Raw genomic sequence first — 15,649 nt, 5'->3', positions numbered from 1 at the left:
TGGTCGGGTCACGCACTCCCGCACCCTGGTCGAGTAGAAAAGGAGGGTGATCGACGGTGCCGACGACGTGTCCTTCCACGACCTGGAGATTTTCCTCGCCTTCGCGCGGCGTGAGCACTTCGCGCGCGCCGGTGAGGAGCTGGGGATCAGCACCGCGACGGTGCAGCGCATCGTGCACGGGCTGGAGCGCAAGCTGGGCGTCGAGCTCGTCGAACAGGCCGGGCGCCGGGTGCGGCTGCGCCACGCCGGGCACGTCCTGAGGCAGGAGGCGAACACGGTCCTGCGCGCCCGCTCGGCCGCCATCGCCACGACGCGGGCCGAGTCCGGCGATCCGACGCAGGTGCTGCGGATCGCGCACACGTACTCGCTCGGGCTCGGGTTCGTCCCGACGGTGCTGGCCCGCGTGCTCGAAAAGCACCCCGAGCTGCGGTTCCGCTGCCATCAGACCTCGTCGACGGAGGTCGTGACGCGCCTGCTGCGCGGCGACGCCGACGTGGTCTTCTGCTCCACCTTGCCCACCGATCCGGACGTGGTGGTGCTGCCGCTGTTCACCGAGCCGCTGCTGCTCGCGGTGCCGGCGGACGACCCGCTCGCCGCCCGCGGCTCGGTGCACCTGCGCAAGGCGTGGGACCGGCCGTTCGTCGCGATGGCGCCCGGGTCCAGCAGCCGCACGCACCTGGCCAACGCGTGCGCCCGCGCCGGGTTCGTGCCGCGGATCGCGGTGGAGGGCAGCGACCCGTTCGTCGTCGAGTCGATGGTGGGCGCGGGCCTGGGCGTGTCGGTGGTGCCGGGCCGGATGGCCGACCACCACCATCCCCGGGTCGCGCGGATCCCGCTCGACGACGAAGCGGGCCACCGGACGATCTTCCTGGCCCACCCGAAGAAGTCGGCCGTCGGCACCATGGTGCGGGCGCTGGCCAAGGTCGCGGTGGCTCAGGGCAGCCCTTCCTGATCTTTGCACCAAACGCAACGGTTCGAGGTGCCGGTGTCGTTGTTCGGGCTCCGGCGGCGTTGAAAACTCCCCGCATGCCATTCGTAACGACGCAAGTCTTCTGCGCGCACGTGCAGAAGGCGGCGGACGCCCCGCTTCCGGAAGCGGTGTCGCGGGCCGCCCGGCGCAGCCTGCTCAACGTGCTCGGCACGGCCATCGGAGCGGCCCGCACCCCGGCCGTCGAGGCCTTGCTGGCGACCGCGGCCGAGCTCGGCGCCACCGGAGCCGTGCCGGTCCCCGGTCGCCCGGAGCTGCTCGACCCGGAGTGGGCGGCGACCGTCACCGGCACCGCCGCGCACCTCGACGACTTCGACGACACGCACCTCGCCACCGTGATCCACCCCGGTGCGGCCGTGCTCGCCGCGGTGTTCGCGCTGGCGCCCGAGACCGGGCCGGACGGCGCTGCCGCGCTGAAGGCGTTCGCGCTCGGCTGCGAAGCGCAGCTGCGGATCGGGATCGCGATCTCGCCCAGCCACTACGACCGCGGCTGGCACATCACCGGCACGTGCGGCGTGTTCGGCGCGGCCGTCGCCGCCGCGCACTTGCTCGGCCTGGACTCCGCGCAGCTCGGCCACGCGCTGGGCATCGCGGCGACGGGCACGCTGGGGCAGCGCGAGGCGTTCGGCTCGATGACGAAACCCCTGCACCCGGGCAAGGCCGCCGCGGTGGGCTTGTTCGCCGCCCGGCTGGCCGCCGCCGGGCTCACCACGGACGAGGACCCGCTGGGCACCGGCGGGGTGCTGCCGGTGTTCTCGGAACCCGACTACGACGAGCTGCGCCGCGACTGGGACGGCACCTGGGAGCTGGAGCACAACGCCTTCAAGCCCTATCCGTGCGGGATCGTGGCGCACCCCGCGATCGACGCGGCGATCGGCGCGTCGCCGCAGGTCGGGGACCCGGCCGCGATCACGGCGGTCGAGATCCGCTGCCACCGGCTGGTGCCCGAGCTGATGGGCCGGCTGCAGCCCGCCGACGGCCTGCAGGCGCGGTTCAGCGCGCGGCACGCCGCGGCCGTCGGGCTGCTCGACGGCGAGGTCGGCCTGCGGCAGTTCTCCGACGAGCGCGCGACCGACGACGACGTCGCCCGGCTGCGGGCGATCACGGAGCTCGTGCCCGATCCCGCCTGCCCCCGCGATTCGGCGACGATCAGCGTCATCCGGACCGGCGCCGATCCGGTGGTGGTCCACGTCGAGCACGCGCGCGGCAGCCTGGCCCGCCCGCTGACCGACGACGAGCTGTTCACCAAAGTGGACCGGCTGGTGGAGCCGGTTCTGGGCGCCGGCGCGGCCCGCAAGATCGCCGAGGCCGTCGACGGCCTCGAGGCGGCTTCCGGGATCGACGCGGTGATCGAGGCAGTGCGACCGGAGGTGGCGAAGTGATCGGGACGGATGCGGTGCTGGAACTGGTGCACGCGCCGGTTGACGACGCGGCGGTCGAGGCCGCGGGTGCGGCCGTGGCGCAGGTCCGCGCGGCCGAGCCGGACCCGACGCTGCGGCAGGTGCTGGGCGCGTCGGCGGCCCGCCCGACCGGCCGCGCCTGGCTGTTCGGCAGCGCGGCGGCGAACCTGCGCCCGGCGGTCGAGTGGGCCGCGGTGGTGGCGGCCGTTGCCGCACTGGACGGTTCAGCCGACGCGGTGGCCGCCGGATCCGTTGTGGCGCAAGCGGTCGCGTCGTCGCTGGGACCGCAGCACGTCGCGGCCGGCTGGTGCCTCGAGACGACGGCCGGGCTGGTCGGCGCCGCCGCCGGCGCCGCCCGCGTGCTCGGCCTGCGCGACTCCGCGCTGCGGTACGCCATCGGGATCGCCGCCACCCAGGCCTCGGGCCTCGAAGCCGTGGCCGGCACGCCCGTCGGCGCGGTGCAGGTCGGCCGCGCCGCCGCGACGGGCGTGGAGGCGGCGTTGCTGGCCCGCAACGGTTTCACCGCCGCCGAAGACCCACTGGCGGGCCGGCGCGGGATGTACGCCCTGATGTCGGCGCCGCGATAGCCGCACGAGCAGAACCGAGAAGGCGAGGACACGGTGAGCAGCGAGGAACCTGTGCAGCGCAGCCCGGGAGCCCGCGGGGACAGTCCGATGAGGACAGAACCCCCGGCCGCCACCGGCGACGTCGGAAGTCCGGAGGTCGCCACCCGCGGTGGCGCAGCCGACGGCGCTGGGTCCGGGAGTCCGGCGGCCTCGCCCGAGGCCGGCGGCTCCGGACGCGTGGCAGCGCCCGCCGGAAGCGTCGCGGCGGCGAGCGTCGGCGCTCCGGAGGGCTCGGCGCGGTCAGGCCTTTCCGGAGCCCCCGGCGGTGTCGGACGTGGGGAAGCTGCGACTTCGGCCGGCGGAGGCGCCGGGCGCACGGCGGTCGCCGCCTCGACGGCCGGCGTCGCCACGGATGCCGCGGGCGATTCAGAGAGCGCAGCTCGTGATGGCTTCGCACCCGGCGAAGCCGTGACCTCTTCGCTCGAAGGCGCCGCAGCCGCGAGCATCGGTGCTCCGGAGGGCTCGGCGCGGTCAGGCGTTTCCGAAGCCCCCGGCGGTGTCGGAGGTGAGGAAGCCGCGACCTCGACGGCTGACGTCGCTACGGATGCCACGGGCGATTCAGAGGGCGCAGCTCCTGACAGCTCCGAACCCGGCGAAACCGCCGGCTCAGCCGTTGAGAGTGCCCCCGCTGGTGCGTCACGCCGGCTGGACCGCTCCGCGATCGGCCAGCTGGTGTTCGGGGTCGTGTCCGTCGCGGTCGGCGTCGCGGCGCTGGTGGATGCCGCGGGGCTCGCGAAGTTCGGCAAGAGCGGCCAGCCGGGGCCGGGGCTGTTCCCGGATCTGATCGCGGCGTTGCTGGTCGTGCTCGGGGTCTGGCTGGCGGTCGTGACGATCGTCCGGCCGCCCCGCGCGGAGCCGAAGGACGACGCCGAAACCACTGATCCGAAGGGGTTCCGGCGCGTCGTCACGGTGTGGCTGGCGTTCGTGGTGTCGATCCCGCTGCTGGTGCTGTTCGGGTTCGCGCCCGCGATGGCGGCGCTGGTCGCGTTCCTGGTGTTCGGCGTGGAACGGATCCGCGGGTTCCGGCCGGTGCTGGCGGTCGTGCTCGTGCCGGCGCTGGTGTACCTGCTGTTCTCGGTGGTGCTGGGGGTCGAACTGCCCGAATCGGTGCTGTTCCCCGCCTGATCCCGCCCTCCTGTCCCCGCCTGGTCTCAAAGGAGAGTTCCATGGGCGCTCTGCACAACCTGCTCGACGGCTTCGCCGCCGCGCTCACCCCGACGAACCTGTTCTGGGTGGCGGTCGGCGTCGTGGTGGGCACGCTCGTCGGCATCCTGCCCGGCCTCGGCCCGCCCGCGACGCTCGCGATCCTGCTGCCGCTGACCACGAGCCTCGAACCCGCCACCGGCCTGATCCTCATGGCCGGCATCTACCACGGCGCGAAGTTCGCCGGGTCGACCACGGCGATCCTGCTGAACATCCCGACGGAACCGTCGTCCGTGGTGCTCTGCATCGACGGCCACGAACTCGCGAAGAAGGGCAGAGCGGGGCCCGCCATGGGCATGTCCGCGATCTCCGGCTTCATCGCCAGCACGGTCGGCGTGGTCGCGCTGACGTTCGCGGCCCCGTTCGTGGCCCAGCTCGCCGTGGACTTCGGCCCGCCGGAGTACGCCGCGCTGATGGCGTTCGCGCTGCTGCTGGTGATCATGATGGCGAGCGAGTCCCCGTTGAAGGGCTTCATCTCCATGGGGCTCGGCCTGCTCCTGTCCACTGTGGGCATCGACCTGTTCACCGGGCAGCAGCGGCTCACGTTCGGCAGCGTCACGATGTCGGACGGCATCGAGTTCATCACGCTGTCCGTCGGCCTGTTCGCGGTCGCGGAGGTGTTGGTCAACGTCGAAAAGGCGGCCGGGCGGCCCCTGTTCAGCATGCCGTCGAAGTTCCGCGAGCTGCTGCCCAGCCGGGCCGACCTGCGCCAGAGCCGGGGCGCCATCACGCTCGGCTCGGTGCTGGGCTTCCTCGTCGGCGCGCTGCCCGGCGGCGGCTCGACCGTCGCGTCGTTCCTGTCGTACACGCTGGTCAAGCGCACCTCCCGGACCCCGGAGCGGTTCGGCAAGGGCGCGATGGAGGGGGTGGCCGGGCCGGAGGCGGCGAACAACTCCGAATCCGGCGGCGCGATGATCCCGTTGCTGACCCTGGGCCTGCCCGGCACGGCGAGCACCGCCGTGATGCTCGCCGCGCTGCTGCTGTACGGCCTGCAGCCCGGGCCGCTGCTGTTCACCGAGCACCCGGAGATCGGCTGGCCGGTGATCGCGAGCCTCTACATCGGCAACGTCGCGCTGCTGATCCTGAACCTGCCGATGATCCCGATCTGGGTGAAGCTGCTGAAGGTGCCCTACTGGGTGCTCTACCCGGCGATCCTGGTGCTGGCCGTGGTCGGCGTGTACAGCATCCGCAGCTCCATGTTCGACGTGTCGCTGCTCGCCGTCTTCGGGGTGGTCGGCTACGTGTTCCGGAAGCTGGGAGTGCCGGCCGCGCCGATGCTCATGGCGTTCGTGCTCGGGCCCATGGCGGAGAACGCGGTGCGCCAGTCGCTGGTGCTGTCGAAGAACAGTCCGCTGATCTTCGTGCAGCGGCCCATCGCCGCGGCGATCCTCGGCGTGGCCGTGGTCGCGGCGATCGCCTTGGCCGTGACCGGGCAGCGGCGGCGCCGCGCGATGCGAGCCGGGGCGCCGCAGCCCGTGGCGACCCACTGAACGCGAGAGAGGAGATCCCATGCGCACTTCGACGAGACTGGGCGCCTGCCTCGCGGCGGTGACGCTTCTGCTGAGCGGCTGCGGGATCGCGCAGCGGCACTCCGCGAACGGGGTGCCGAGCCGCAGCGAGGTCGTGGTCCACACCGGACCGGGCGGGGGCAGTGACGTGTTCGCCCGGCAGGTCGTGAAGATGCTCCAGGACGACAAGCTGATCGACGGCAACTGGCCGGTCCGCAACGAGACGGCGGGTTCAGGCATCGGCGCGATGTCCTACCTCAAGAGCCGGCGCGGCCGGGAGGACAGCGTCGCGGCCATCACCCCGACGTGGCTCGTCACCCCGTTGACGCTCGACGGGGCCGCGGTGTCCATCGCCGACGTGCAGCCGATCGCGGGGTTGCTCGTCGAGCCGCAGGTGATGGCGGTGCGGGCGGACTCGAAGTACCGCACCGCGGCCGATTTCATCGCCGACGCGCGCACCCACCCCGACAGCCTCGTGCAGGTCGGGGGTTCGGTGACCGCGACCGACTCGCTCACCGGACAGGCCCTGCAGGCCCGGACGAAGACCAAGTGGAGCTTCCTGACGTTCGCCGACAGCGGGCAGCGCATCGCGGCGCTGCTGCGGGGTGACGCGCAGATGATGATCGGCTCCACGGGCGACTTCAGCGAGCAGGTGCGGGCCGGGAAGATCCGGGTGATCGGGGCGGTCGGCGACAAGCGGCTCCCGGCTCTGCCGAACGTCCCGACGCTGGCCGAGGAGGGCGTGCCGAGCGCCGGGCTGCCCGAGGAGTTCCGCGGTTTCGTGGGCCCGCCGGACATGCCGGCGCAGACCGTGGCCTACTACCAGGACCTGCTGCGCAAGCTCAGCACCCGGCCCGACTGGAAGAAGTACGCCGAGACGGACGGTGACGTGACGAAGTTCCTCGATGCGAACCAGTTCCGGACCTACCTCGCGCAGCAGCAGGCTTCGCTGAAGAACCTGGTGGACCAGCTGGGGCTGGCTTCCCGGTGACGCATCACGACGAAGAGAGGCACACGGTGGACGAAACCCGGTCGCTGGCGGCGTTCGCGTCGGCTCTGGCGTACGACGACCTGCCGGAGGCGGTGGTGCACGAAGCCCGGCGCGCGCTGGTCGACTGGCTGGCCTGCGCGCTCGCGGGCGCGCACGCCACCGGGACCGGGGCGCTGGTGCGCGTGGCCGGGCGCGTCGGCCCCGGTGACACCACGCTGATCGGCCGCGGTGAACGGGCTTCGGCGCCGTTCGCCGCGCTGGTGAACGGGTTCGCGTCGCACGTCGAAGACTACGACGACACGTTCAACCCCGGCGGCACGACCGTGCACGGCTCCGCCCCGGTGTGGCCGGTGGTCTTCGCGGCGGCCGAGCAGTCTCCCGTGTCCGGTGCGCGAGCGCTGGCTGCGTTCGTCGCCGGGTTCGAGACGGAAACCCGCGTCGGGCTGGCCGCCGGGCCGGAGCACTACGAGGCGGGCTGGCACGTCACCGGCACGACCGGGCACCTCGGGGCCGCGGCCGCCGCGGCGAACCTGCTCGGCCTCACGCCGGACGCGACGGCGCAGGCGTTCGGCACGGCAGGCACGCAGGCCGCCGGACTCAAGAACGTCTACGGCACCGACGGAAAAGCCTTGCACCCCGGCAAAGCCGCGATGGACGGCCTGCTGGCGGGGCTGGCCGCGGCCGAGGGCTTCACGTCGTCGTTCGACGTCCTGGAGGGCGAGCGCGGGTTCCTGGCGGTGCTTTCGCCGGCGCCGAAGCCGGACCTGCTCACCGAGGGGCTGCGCGAAACGTGGCACCTGCTCGCCAACGGCTACAAGGCCTACCCGAGCGGCTCGCTCACCCATCCCACGCTCGACGCGATCCGGATGCTGCGCGCACAGCACGGTTTCACGGCTTCGGAGGTGTCCGAAGTGGAGGCTCGTGTGCACCCGTACGCCGCGACCGTGACCGGGAAGGTGCGGCCGCGCACGGGGCTCGACGCGAAGTTCAGCCTCACCCACGGGGCGGCGGTGGCCCTGGTGGCCCAGCGGCCCGGGCTCGAGCACTTCACCGACGCCGGCGCGACCGATCCGGTGCTCGCCGAGGTGCGCGAGCGCGTCACCGTGGTGGCCGATCCGAGCTTGAGCAAACGAGCCGCGGTCGTCACCGTCACGACCACCGACGGCCGGCGGTTCACCGAAACCGTGGCCGACAACCGCGGCACGCCGGACAATCCGCTGCCGGACGAGGACCTCGACGCGAAGTTCCTCGACAGCGCGGGCCCGCTCCTCGGCGCGGACCCGGCCCAGGAGCTGCTCGAGCAGTGCTGGCGAGCCGGTGAGCTCGCCGACTTCGCGGATCTCGTCCGGCGGACGGGGGCGGCGTCGTGACCCCGCCGATCGCGATCGTCACCGGTGGCGTGCGCAACCTCGGCCGCGCGATCGCGCTGGCGCTGGCCCGCGACGGGTTCGGGGTGGTGGTCACGGCCGGTTCGGACGGCGAGACGGCGCAGCGGACCGCGGACGAGATCGCCGCGCTCGGGGTGCCGGCGCTCGGGCTGGTCGCGGACGTCGCCGATCCCGCCGCCGTCACGGACACCGTGGCGCGTGCCGCGGAACTCGGGCCGGTGCGGGTGCTGGTGAACAACGCCGCGCTACGCACCCGGGTCCCGTTCGACGAGCTGACCCTCGCCGAGTGGGCCGCCGTGCGCTCGGTGACGCTCGACGGCGCCTTCCACTGCGCCCACGTCGCCCTGCCTCATCTGCGCCGGGCCGGCGGTGGCCGCATCGTGTCGATGATCGGCGCGAACGCGCTGCGCGGCGACCCGGCGCGGGTGCACCTGTCGGCGGCCAAACACGGGGTCGTCGGGCTGACCAAGGCGCTCGCCGCCGCGTATGCCGCCGAGGGGATCACCGTGAACGCCGTGTCCCCGGGCAAGATGAACGCCCCCGACGCGGCCGAGTCGGCGCTGCGCCGCGACCGCGTGGCCGCGACGGTCGCCTTCCTCGCGTCCCCGGCCGCGGACCACGTGAACGGGCAGCTGATCGCCGTGGGGCCGCCGGAGGGGTGACGGGCTCAGCCCGGCGCGCTGATCACGTCCAGCACGTGCCTGCGGTCTTCGGGCCTGAGGTAGAGGTAGTGGCTCGCTCCGGGCAGGACCTCGACGTCGGCGTGGGGGAGCAGCCTCCGGAGCTTCGCCGCGGCGGCGACCGGGTCGTGGACGACGCTGCGGCCGCCGAACAGCGCGCGGACGGGAATCCGGATCGCGCGCAGATCGGCTTCCCGCGGGCAGGTCTGGAACGGGATCCGGGTGCGGTAAGCGCGAATTCCGGCGACGATGACCTGCGCCGCGGGCTGGTCGAAGATGTCCTGTCCCGCCACAACCACAACGCGAGATCGCGCCGGTGTTTGGCTCGGGCGGTGCGATCGGCCCCCGGCCGATCCGACCGCTCGAGCCAAACACCGGCTCAAAGGCGATCTCGCCGCCGCGGCGGAGCCGAGGCAGAAAACACCGAGCCGCCGACGAGGTGGACTTCGCGCAGCCCGAGCACGGCCAGGACGTCGTCCAGCCCGCGGGCCCGATCGCCGACACCGGTGAACGGGGCGGTCTGCACACTGCGCCCGGCTTCGCCGAGCGTGTCGACGGCGTAGACCGGACCGCGGTCCGCGAGCGCCGGGATCAGCGGTGCGTAGCAGGCGGAGGTGGCCAGGAGCCCCGGCAGGAGTACGACGGGGTGTTCGCCGGTGCCGAACCGGTACACCCGGGTGGTGCCGTGGCGGCACGGGACGTCGAGCACCTCTTCCGGGGGCGGGCACTCCCGCATCGCGCGCTCGTAGACCTCGAAATAGTGCCGCTCTGCCTCGGGATTCTTGAACCCGCCGATGCGCTTCACGGCGCGGACGCTAGTTCGCGCGGCCTCCGCCGGTCTTGGACGAAAGTAAGATGGCGGCATGACGGAGTGGTCGCTCGTCGTGCCACGCGGGGAGGTCACGAGAGCGCAGGGGAGGCACGTCTTCGGGCTCTCGCGCGTCCCGGGGGTCCTGACGTACGCAGCGCACGATTTCCCCCAAGCCGCCGCGATGCCCTGGCGCGTGACGCCGTTGGGCGCGATCACGGTCGTCCTCGACCTTGACGCGCCGGTGCGGGCGCTGCCGCCGTCGCCAGTGCTCGGGCTGCGGGACCGCCCGCTGCTCGTGTCCCAGGGCGGTCCCGCGCGCGGGATCACGATCGCGCTGACGCCGCCCGCCGCGCACGCGCTGTTCGGGCTCCCGCTGCGGCTGCTGGCCAACACGGGCGTCGGCGCGGCCGACCTGCTCGGCCGCGACGTCGCGCGGCTGACCGAACGGCTCGCCGCCACCCCCGGCTGGCCCGCGCGGTTCGCGCTGCTGGACGACTTCCTGCGCCCGCGAGTGCTGGCCGGCCCGGCGCTGGCGCGGCCGGTGCACGCGGCGTGGCAGCGGCTGACGGCCGGCCCGGTCCGCGTCGACGCGGTGGCGGCCGAGCTCGGCTGGACGCGCCAGCACCTGTCGGCGCGGTTCCGCGAGGAGATCGGCCTTTCGCCCAAGACCGTCGGGCGGATCGCGCGCCTGCACCGCGCCGTGGCGCTCCTCCCGACCGCCCGGTCCCGGGCCGAGCTGGCGATCCACTGCGGATTCGCGGACCAGTCGCACCTGAACCGCGATTTCCGCGATCTCACCGGCTGCACGCCCACCGAATACGTGGGCGGCGAGGAGTAGCGCTCTCGCGGTCAGTCCCGGCCGGCGAGCTCGAGTTTGCGGGCCAGCAGGGCGGGGTTGGTGAACATGACCTCGTGTGAACCTTCGAGGGTCACCAGGCGGAAAGCGCCCAGGCGGCGGGCGTTGGCGAGGTACCCGTGGTCCGGGTCGCCGGGCGGGAGCGCCGAGTCCTCATCGGACAGCACGTAGCTGCGGGGGAGGTGGGTCAGCGCGTAGAACTTCGTGAGGTCCAGCTTCTCGACCGTCGGGCGCAGCGGTTCGGGGCTGAGCAGGCGGTAGGTCTCCTGCGCTCGCGCCAGGTCGGCGTCGCCGATGAACGCGTCGCGCCAGACTTCGAAGGGCAGCATGACGGTGTTGTCCGTCGTCTGCGCGGCCAGGTGCGGGAAGAGCTCCTGGTAGGCGAGCGGGGTGTTGTCCAGGACGCTGGTCCCGTTCGCGGGCACGAAAGCGTTGAGGAAGACCAGCCGCCGCACCCGCTCGGGCACGCGTTCGGCGACGCGGGCGATGACGCTGCCGCCGAAGCTGTGGCCGACCAGGACGAAGTCGGCGAGCTCGTGCTCGTCGAGGTAGGTCGTGATCGACGCGACGCAGTCGTCGTGGCTGACGTCGCGGTCGGCGCCGGGACCGTGCCCGGCGACCGTGGGGCAGTGGACCTCGTGGCCCTGCTCGGTGAGGTGGGCGGCGACGTCGGCCCACAGGGTTCCGTCGTGCCACGAGCCGTGGACGAGAACGAAGGTTGGCATGGGCGCACACGTTAATCACCGCTGAGCGCCGCGGAGCGGGAATTCTCTTGTGCAGAACAGCTTCCGGATAACCTTGACATGAAATATCCAGTTTCTTGAGGTTCTCCGTCGCGGCGGCAGCTCCGCGCGGCTGGGGTACGACCGGCTCGTCCTCGCCGCGGGCAGCCGCGTGGTGCGTCCCGGCGCCGAGCACCTGTTCGACGTCGACACCCTGGCCGCCGCCGCGACGCTCCAGTCGCACCCGCGCCGCCTGCCCGCGCGTGCCGCGGCGCCCGGCCGGTTCGCGAGCTGAGACGCGCCGGTCCGGGGTTGTGCCCCGGGACCGGTGGTCAGTGCAGGTGCAACAGCACGAAGTTCTTGAGCACGATCATCAAGATCCCCAGCACCGCCGCCGAACACGTCGTGACGATCAGCTGCCGCCCCCGCAGCTGCGCCGCGCGACCCGCCGACCACGCGTGGTAGACGAGCAGCACGACGGCCACCACGAGCGCGGTGTTCGCGGCGAACGTGTCCGACGCGCCGGCCAGCCAGGCCACCAGCAGCGCGAGCAGCGGCCCGTACGACGCGCTCACCATGGGCCACGTGACGGCGAGTTCCGTCCGCACGTGCCGTGCCGTCGGCAGCTTCCCGCGCTCCACCTGCTGCCCGAGCAGCTCGGCGTACTCCTCGGCCGCCCAGTACACGATGAGCGTGACCACGACGGCCACCGCGAGCGCCCCCGTGGGGATCCGGCCGCCGGCCGCCGTGAGGATCGCCGCCGTCACGATCGCGCCGTAGATCCCGGCCGCGCGCCGGCGCCCCGCGATCCGCCCGCGCGCCACCGGCCGCGACCGATCAGGCGACGAGGCCGCCTCCGCACCGGAATCCATCCACCCACCCTCTTCCCGCGCGCGAACCGCGACATCACCCGCACCGGACGAGGTCCTTGTCCTGGCTGCCGTGCACCTCCGTGCGGTGGTTGGAATGGGTTGCCGTGGCGGACCTTTTCGCCGATCCTGCCGTGCGGGCACAAGCTCGGCGCGGCCCGCGCGTTCGACCTCGTTGAGGACTGTCGAGGAACGCGCTCATCGGCATTTCTTGCTGGTCAGTCCCGGCGAAACTCCCGTAGATATGTTCACAGAAGACTTATTTCAAACAAAATTGAACCAGAAAGCCCCGCAATTTGAGGTTGATTATGTTCTGTCGTTGACAGAAGTAGCTCCGGCTGGTGAGACTGTTCCGCGAGCAACGGGCCGCGGCCGCCCGGATTCCCTCCCCCGCAGAGCATGCGCCAGTCAGCCAGAGGAGCTGTCGATGATGAGAGCCCGCATGTCCACGATGTTGATCGGTTTGAGTCTTGTGGTGCCGGTGGCCGCGTGTGCGGCGGAGCAGCAGCCGCCTCGGTCGAGTGCGGCGGGGTGCCAGATCGCGCTGCTGCTGCCGGAGAACACGACGCCGCGGTACGAAGCCAAGGACCGGCCGCTGTTCCAGGCGGCGGTGAAGGCGCAGGACCCGGGCTGCACGGTGCTCTACTTCAACGCCGCCAACGCCGCGGACAAGCAGCAGCAGCAAGCCGAGTCGGCGCTCGCGCAGGGCGCGCAGGTGCTGGTGCTCGACGCGGCCAATGTGGACAGTTCGGCGGCGATCGTCCAAGAGGCGAAGGCCAAGGGCGTGCCGACCGTCGCGTATGACCGCACGGCGGGTGGCCCGCTGGCGTACCGCACGGGGTTCGACAACGTCGAAGTCGGCCGGACGCAGGCGAACGCCATGATCAAGGCGATGCAGGCGGCCGGGCACGCTTCCGGTGACATCGTGATGATCAACGGGGCGCCGGACACGACCGGAGCGTTCTTCAAGCAGGGCGCGCACGAGGTTTTCGACCACTCCGCGTACAAGGTCGCCGCCGAGTACGACACGGACGGCTGGTCGCCGACCAACGCCACCACGGAGATGACGCAAGCCATCTCCAAGATCGGTGCCCACGACATCGTCGGGGTCTACGCGGCGAACGACACGCTCGCCGGAGCTGCGATCACGGCGATGCGCCAGGCCGGCATCTCGCCGGTGCCACCGGTCACCGGACTCGACGCGACCGACGAGGGGCTCCAGCGAATCGTGCAGGGCACGCAGTACATGACGACCTACAAGAACCTCAAAGCGGAAACCGCGGCGGCGGCCAAGGTCGCGATCGCTCTCGCGCACGGACAGCCGGTGCCTTTCGCGCCGAAGGTCAAGAACGCGACGGGAGACGAAGTGCCCACGCAGCTGCTGCCGCCGGTCGCCGTGACGGTGGCGAACATCAAGTCGACGGTCGTGGCCGACGGGTTCGCCACGTCCGCCGAGATCTGTGTCGGGGGCGCTGCCGACGCGTGCGCGCGAGCCGGCCTCACCCGGTGAGGAGCGTCGAACTCATGCAAACCCCCTTGCTGTCCATGCAACACGTCGAGAAGACCTATGGCGCGGTGCGCGCGCTGCAGGACGTGACGTTCGAGGCGCGGGCCGGTGAGATCGTCGCGCTGGTGGGCGACAACGGCGCGGGCAAGAGCACCTTGATCAAGGCCATCGCGGGCGTTTCGCCCGCGGACTCGGCGGAGATCAGGTTCGACGGCGACCTCGTGTCGGTCACGAGCCCACAGGATTCGGCGAAGCTGGGCATCGCGACCGTGTACCAGGACCTCGCGCTGTGCGACAACCTCGACGTCGTCGCCAACCTGTTCCTCGGACGCGAGCGGCTCATGACCGGTCCGTCGCGCGCGGTCCGGTTGCTCGACAAGCTCGAGATGGCGCAGCGCGCCCGGGAACTGCTCGCCGGGCTCGGCGCGCGCATCCCCAACGTGCTGGCCCGCGTCGAAGAGCTCTCCGGCGGACAGCGGCAGGCCGTCGCCATCGCGCGGGCCGTGCTGGGCGAACCGAAAGTCGTCCTGCTGGACGAACCCACGGCTGCGCTGGGCGTGGCCCAGACCGCCCAGGTGCTGCAGCTGCTCAAGCGGCTGAAGGCCCGTGGCCTGGCCGTCGTCGTGATCAGCCACAACCTGGCCGACGTCTTCGCGGTCGCCGACCGCATCTGCGTGCTCCGGCTCGGCCGCAACGCGGGGGAGTACCGCACCGAGGACGCGAGCCACGAGCAGGTCGTTTCGGCCATCACGGGTCTCACGGCATCGGCCGACGCCCTGCGGGTCGAGCGGGAACTGAACGGCGCGAGTTCGGGAGGCGAGCTCGCATGAGTGCGGAAGAGACAGTGCGAGCAAGCATGACGACATCCACGGCGGCCCGCCCGCAGTCCCTCGACCCCGTCCTGCCCGCGCCCGGCGGAGGCGAAACTCTCGGGCAGGTCCTGCGCGATCGGCTGCGGCGCATCCGCAAGGGTGACGTGGGGGGCCTGTCCGTCTACTTCGGACTCGTCCTGGTCTGGGTGGTCTTCCAGCTCGTCAACGGTCGCTTCCTGTCCGATGACAACCTGCACAACCTGGCCCGTCAGATCTCCTACGGCGGGGTGATCTCGCTCGGCGTCGTCATGGTGCTCCTGATCGGCGAGGTCGACCTCTCGGTCGGGTCGGTGTGCGGCTTCGGCGCGGCAGTCCTCGCCGTGCTGGTGCAGAAGGGCGGCGTGAACCCGTACCTCGGGATCCTGGCCACGGTCGTGGCCGGCGGCGCGGTCGGCGCTCTGCAGGGCTTTATCCGGACCCGGATGAACGTGCCCTCGTTCATCGTGACGCTCGGCGGGCTCCTGCTGTTCCTGGGCGTGCAGCTGCGCCTGCTCGGCAAGACCGGCACGATCCTCTTCCCCTTCGGCGGAGCCATTTCCCAGCTGGAGGGCCGGAGCCTGGCGCCGGCCATCGGGTACGTCGTCGCGGCGGTCGCCGTCCTGTGCTTCCTGGTGACCGCGTTGCTCGGCCGGCGTCGGCGGTTGCGCGTCGGGCTCCCGGCGGCGCAGCCGGGCCTCGTGGCCGCCAAGGTGATCGCGCTCGCCGTCGTGCTGTTCGTCGTGTTCTGGGAACTCAACCGCGCGATCGGCGTACCGGTGGCGCTGGTCATCTTCCTGGCGCTGGTCGTGTTCTTCTGGTTCCTCATCACGCAGACGCGCTACGGACAGCGGGTGCGGGCCGTCGGCGGGAACGCCGAAGCGGCGAGGCGAGCGGGGATCAACGTCGACCGGATCCGCGTGTCGGTGTTCGCCATCTCCGGCGCGATGGCAGCGGCCGGTGGTGTGCTGGCCGCGTCGTACGTCGGTGCCGCTTCGCAGGACCTCGGCGGAAGCACGCTGCTGCTGTACTCGATCGCCGCGGCCGTCATCGGCGGCACGAGCCTGTTCGGCGGCCGGGGGAGCGCGTGGTCGGCGGCCATCGGCTGGCTGGTGATCGGGTCGATCTACAACGGCATGTACTTGCTCAACCTGGTCTCCGACCTCCAGTACATGGTGATCGGGGCGGTGCTGGTCGCCGCGGTCGTCGTCGATTCGGTTTCCCGTCGTCGCTCGACGACCACTTGATCCCC

General features: G+C 72.0%; 17 protein-coding genes. 13 read left to right on the top strand and 4 right to left on the bottom strand.

Annotation, left to right across the window (positions count from 1 at the left end; translation table 11 throughout):
• The first annotated feature begins 46 nt into the window (after window positions 1-46).
• From ACIA77_RS23760 to ACIA77_RS23725, 8 genes are all read left to right on the top strand, one after another.
• Window positions 47-952 (top strand): LysR family transcriptional regulator, encoded by a 906-nt coding sequence (locus tag ACIA77_RS23760; RefSeq protein ID WP_395888136.1) that lies wholly within the window; start codon window positions 47-49, stop codon window positions 950-952.
• Window positions 953-1,026: 74 nt separating this feature from the next.
• On the top strand, window positions 1,027-2,370 hold the full coding sequence (locus tag ACIA77_RS23755; protein WP_395888135.1) for an MmgE/PrpD family protein: 1,344 nt from the start codon (window positions 1,027-1,029) through the stop codon (window positions 2,368-2,370).
• Entirely contained in the window at window positions 2,367-2,975 is a 609-nt protein-coding gene (locus ACIA77_RS23750) for an MmgE/PrpD family protein (RefSeq protein ID WP_395888134.1), read from the top strand. Before ACIA77_RS23755 ends, ACIA77_RS23750 begins: the two co-directional genes overlap by 4 nt.
• 723 nt (window positions 2,976-3,698) lie before the next feature.
• Window positions 3,699-4,139: a tripartite tricarboxylate transporter TctB family protein gene (locus ACIA77_RS23745; RefSeq protein WP_395888133.1), complete on the top strand. Its 441-nt coding sequence runs from the start codon at window positions 3,699-3,701 to the stop codon at window positions 4,137-4,139.
• A gap of 41 nt (window positions 4,140-4,180) precedes the next feature.
• Window positions 4,181-5,707, top strand: coding sequence for a tripartite tricarboxylate transporter permease (locus ACIA77_RS23740; RefSeq protein ID WP_395888132.1), 1,527 nt, complete (start codon window positions 4,181-4,183; stop codon window positions 5,705-5,707).
• A gap of 19 nt (window positions 5,708-5,726) precedes the next feature.
• Window positions 5,727-6,716: a Bug family tripartite tricarboxylate transporter substrate binding protein gene (locus ACIA77_RS23735; protein WP_395888131.1), complete on the top strand. Its 990-nt coding sequence runs from the start codon at window positions 5,727-5,729 to the stop codon at window positions 6,714-6,716.
• A gap of 26 nt (window positions 6,717-6,742) precedes the next feature.
• Window positions 6,743-8,086, top strand: a complete 1,344-nt coding sequence (locus ACIA77_RS23730; protein WP_395888130.1) for an MmgE/PrpD family protein — start codon at window positions 6,743-6,745, stop codon at window positions 8,084-8,086.
• Window positions 8,083-8,766: an SDR family NAD(P)-dependent oxidoreductase gene (locus ACIA77_RS23725; RefSeq protein ID WP_395888129.1), complete on the top strand. Its 684-nt coding sequence runs from the start codon at window positions 8,083-8,085 to the stop codon at window positions 8,764-8,766. Before ACIA77_RS23730 ends, ACIA77_RS23725 begins: the two co-directional genes overlap by 4 nt.
• A gap of 5 nt (window positions 8,767-8,771) precedes the next feature.
• Here the strand turns inward: ACIA77_RS23725 and ACIA77_RS23720 are convergent, their stop codons facing one another.
• Window positions 8,772-9,077 carry an alpha/beta fold hydrolase gene (locus tag ACIA77_RS23720; protein ID WP_395888128.1) on the bottom strand — a complete coding sequence of 102 codons (306 nt, stop codon included), beginning with the start codon at window positions 9,075-9,077 and terminating at the stop codon, window positions 8,772-8,774.
• An 86-nt stretch (window positions 9,078-9,163) separates the two neighbouring features.
• Complete coding sequence (locus ACIA77_RS23715) at window positions 9,164-9,589, bottom strand: alpha/beta fold hydrolase (protein ID WP_395888126.1); 426 nt, start codon at window positions 9,587-9,589, stop codon at window positions 9,164-9,166.
• A 58-nt stretch (window positions 9,590-9,647) separates the two neighbouring features.
• On the opposite strand from ACIA77_RS23715, the gene ACIA77_RS23710 reads away from it, so the two are divergent.
• Window positions 9,648-10,433, top strand: coding sequence for a helix-turn-helix domain-containing protein (locus ACIA77_RS23710; protein ID WP_395888125.1), 786 nt, complete (start codon window positions 9,648-9,650; stop codon window positions 10,431-10,433).
• Window positions 10,434-10,444: 11 nt separating this feature from the next.
• On the opposite strand, the gene ACIA77_RS23705 is transcribed toward ACIA77_RS23710, so the two are convergent.
• Window positions 10,445-11,176: an alpha/beta fold hydrolase gene (locus ACIA77_RS23705; RefSeq protein ID WP_395888124.1), complete on the bottom strand. Its 732-nt coding sequence runs from the start codon at window positions 11,174-11,176 to the stop codon at window positions 10,445-10,447.
• 169 nt (window positions 11,177-11,345) lie between these two features.
• On the opposite strand from ACIA77_RS23705, the gene ACIA77_RS23700 reads away from it, so the two are divergent.
• On the top strand, window positions 11,346-11,468 hold the full coding sequence (locus ACIA77_RS23700) for a hypothetical protein (RefSeq protein ID WP_395888123.1): 123 nt from the start codon (window positions 11,346-11,348) through the stop codon (window positions 11,466-11,468).
• Window positions 11,469-11,505: 37 nt separating this feature from the next.
• Here ACIA77_RS23700 and ACIA77_RS23695 read toward each other — a convergent pair whose 3' ends face one another.
• Window positions 11,506-12,045 carry a hypothetical protein gene (locus tag ACIA77_RS23695; protein WP_395888122.1) on the bottom strand — a complete coding sequence of 180 codons (540 nt, stop codon included), beginning with the start codon at window positions 12,043-12,045 and terminating at the stop codon, window positions 11,506-11,508.
• Between the two features lie 439 nt (window positions 12,046-12,484).
• On the opposite strand from ACIA77_RS23695, the gene ACIA77_RS23690 reads away from it, so the two are divergent.
• Genes ACIA77_RS23690 through ACIA77_RS23680 form a run of 3 tightly spaced genes read left to right on the top strand, consistent with a single transcriptional unit; the run spans window position 12,485 to window position 15,644 of the window.
• Complete coding sequence (locus ACIA77_RS23690; protein ID WP_395888121.1) at window positions 12,485-13,552, top strand: substrate-binding domain-containing protein; 1,068 nt, start codon at window positions 12,485-12,487, stop codon at window positions 13,550-13,552.
• 14 nt (window positions 13,553-13,566) lie between these two features.
• Window positions 13,567-14,379, top strand: a complete 813-nt coding sequence (locus tag ACIA77_RS23685; protein ID WP_395888120.1) for an ATP-binding cassette domain-containing protein — start codon at window positions 13,567-13,569, stop codon at window positions 14,377-14,379.
• 26 nt (window positions 14,380-14,405) lie between these two features.
• The gene (locus tag ACIA77_RS23680) at window positions 14,406-15,644 is read left to right on the top strand and encodes a sugar ABC transporter permease (protein ID WP_395888119.1); all 1,239 of its coding nucleotides are present in this window, start codon (window positions 14,406-14,408) and stop codon (window positions 15,642-15,644) included.
• The last annotated feature ends 5 nt before the right edge of the window (window positions 15,645-15,649 follow it).

The sequence above is a fragment of the Amycolatopsis sp. NPDC051903 genome (genome assembly GCF_044452505.1).
GTDB lineage: Bacteria > Actinomycetota > Actinomycetes > Mycobacteriales > Pseudonocardiaceae > Amycolatopsis.
The sequence above is the reverse complement of the archived record's forward strand: the minus strand, read 5'-3'. Positions and strand labels throughout refer to the sequence as shown.

What these genes read in the sequence shown, in the direction of transcription:
- ACIA77_RS23755 (WP_395888135.1), top strand. Translation starts at nt 1,027, where the DNA reads ATGCCATTCGTAACGACGCAAGTCTTCTGCGCGCACGTGCAGAAGGCG.
- ACIA77_RS23740 (WP_395888132.1), top strand. Translation starts at nt 4,181, where the DNA reads ATGGGCGCTCTGCACAACCTGCTCGACGGCTTCGCCGCCGCGCTCACC.
- ACIA77_RS23735 (WP_395888131.1), top strand. Translation starts at nt 5,727, where the DNA reads ATGCGCACTTCGACGAGACTGGGCGCCTGCCTCGCGGCGGTGACGCTT.
- ACIA77_RS23710 (WP_395888125.1), top strand. Translation starts at nt 9,648, where the DNA reads ATGACGGAGTGGTCGCTCGTCGTGCCACGCGGGGAGGTCACGAGAGCG.
- ACIA77_RS23705 (WP_395888124.1), bottom strand. Translation starts at nt 11,176, where the DNA reads ATGCCAACCTTCGTTCTCGTCCACGGCTCGTGGCACGACGGAACCCTG.
- ACIA77_RS23695 (WP_395888122.1), bottom strand. Translation starts at nt 12,045, where the DNA reads ATGGATTCCGGTGCGGAGGCGGCCTCGTCGCCTGATCGGTCGCGGCCG.
- ACIA77_RS23690 (WP_395888121.1), top strand. Translation starts at nt 12,485, where the DNA reads ATGTCCACGATGTTGATCGGTTTGAGTCTTGTGGTGCCGGTGGCCGCG.
- ACIA77_RS23685 (WP_395888120.1), top strand. Translation starts at nt 13,567, where the DNA reads ATGCAAACCCCCTTGCTGTCCATGCAACACGTCGAGAAGACCTATGGC.
- ACIA77_RS23680 (WP_395888119.1), top strand. Translation starts at nt 14,406, where the DNA reads ATGACGACATCCACGGCGGCCCGCCCGCAGTCCCTCGACCCCGTCCTG.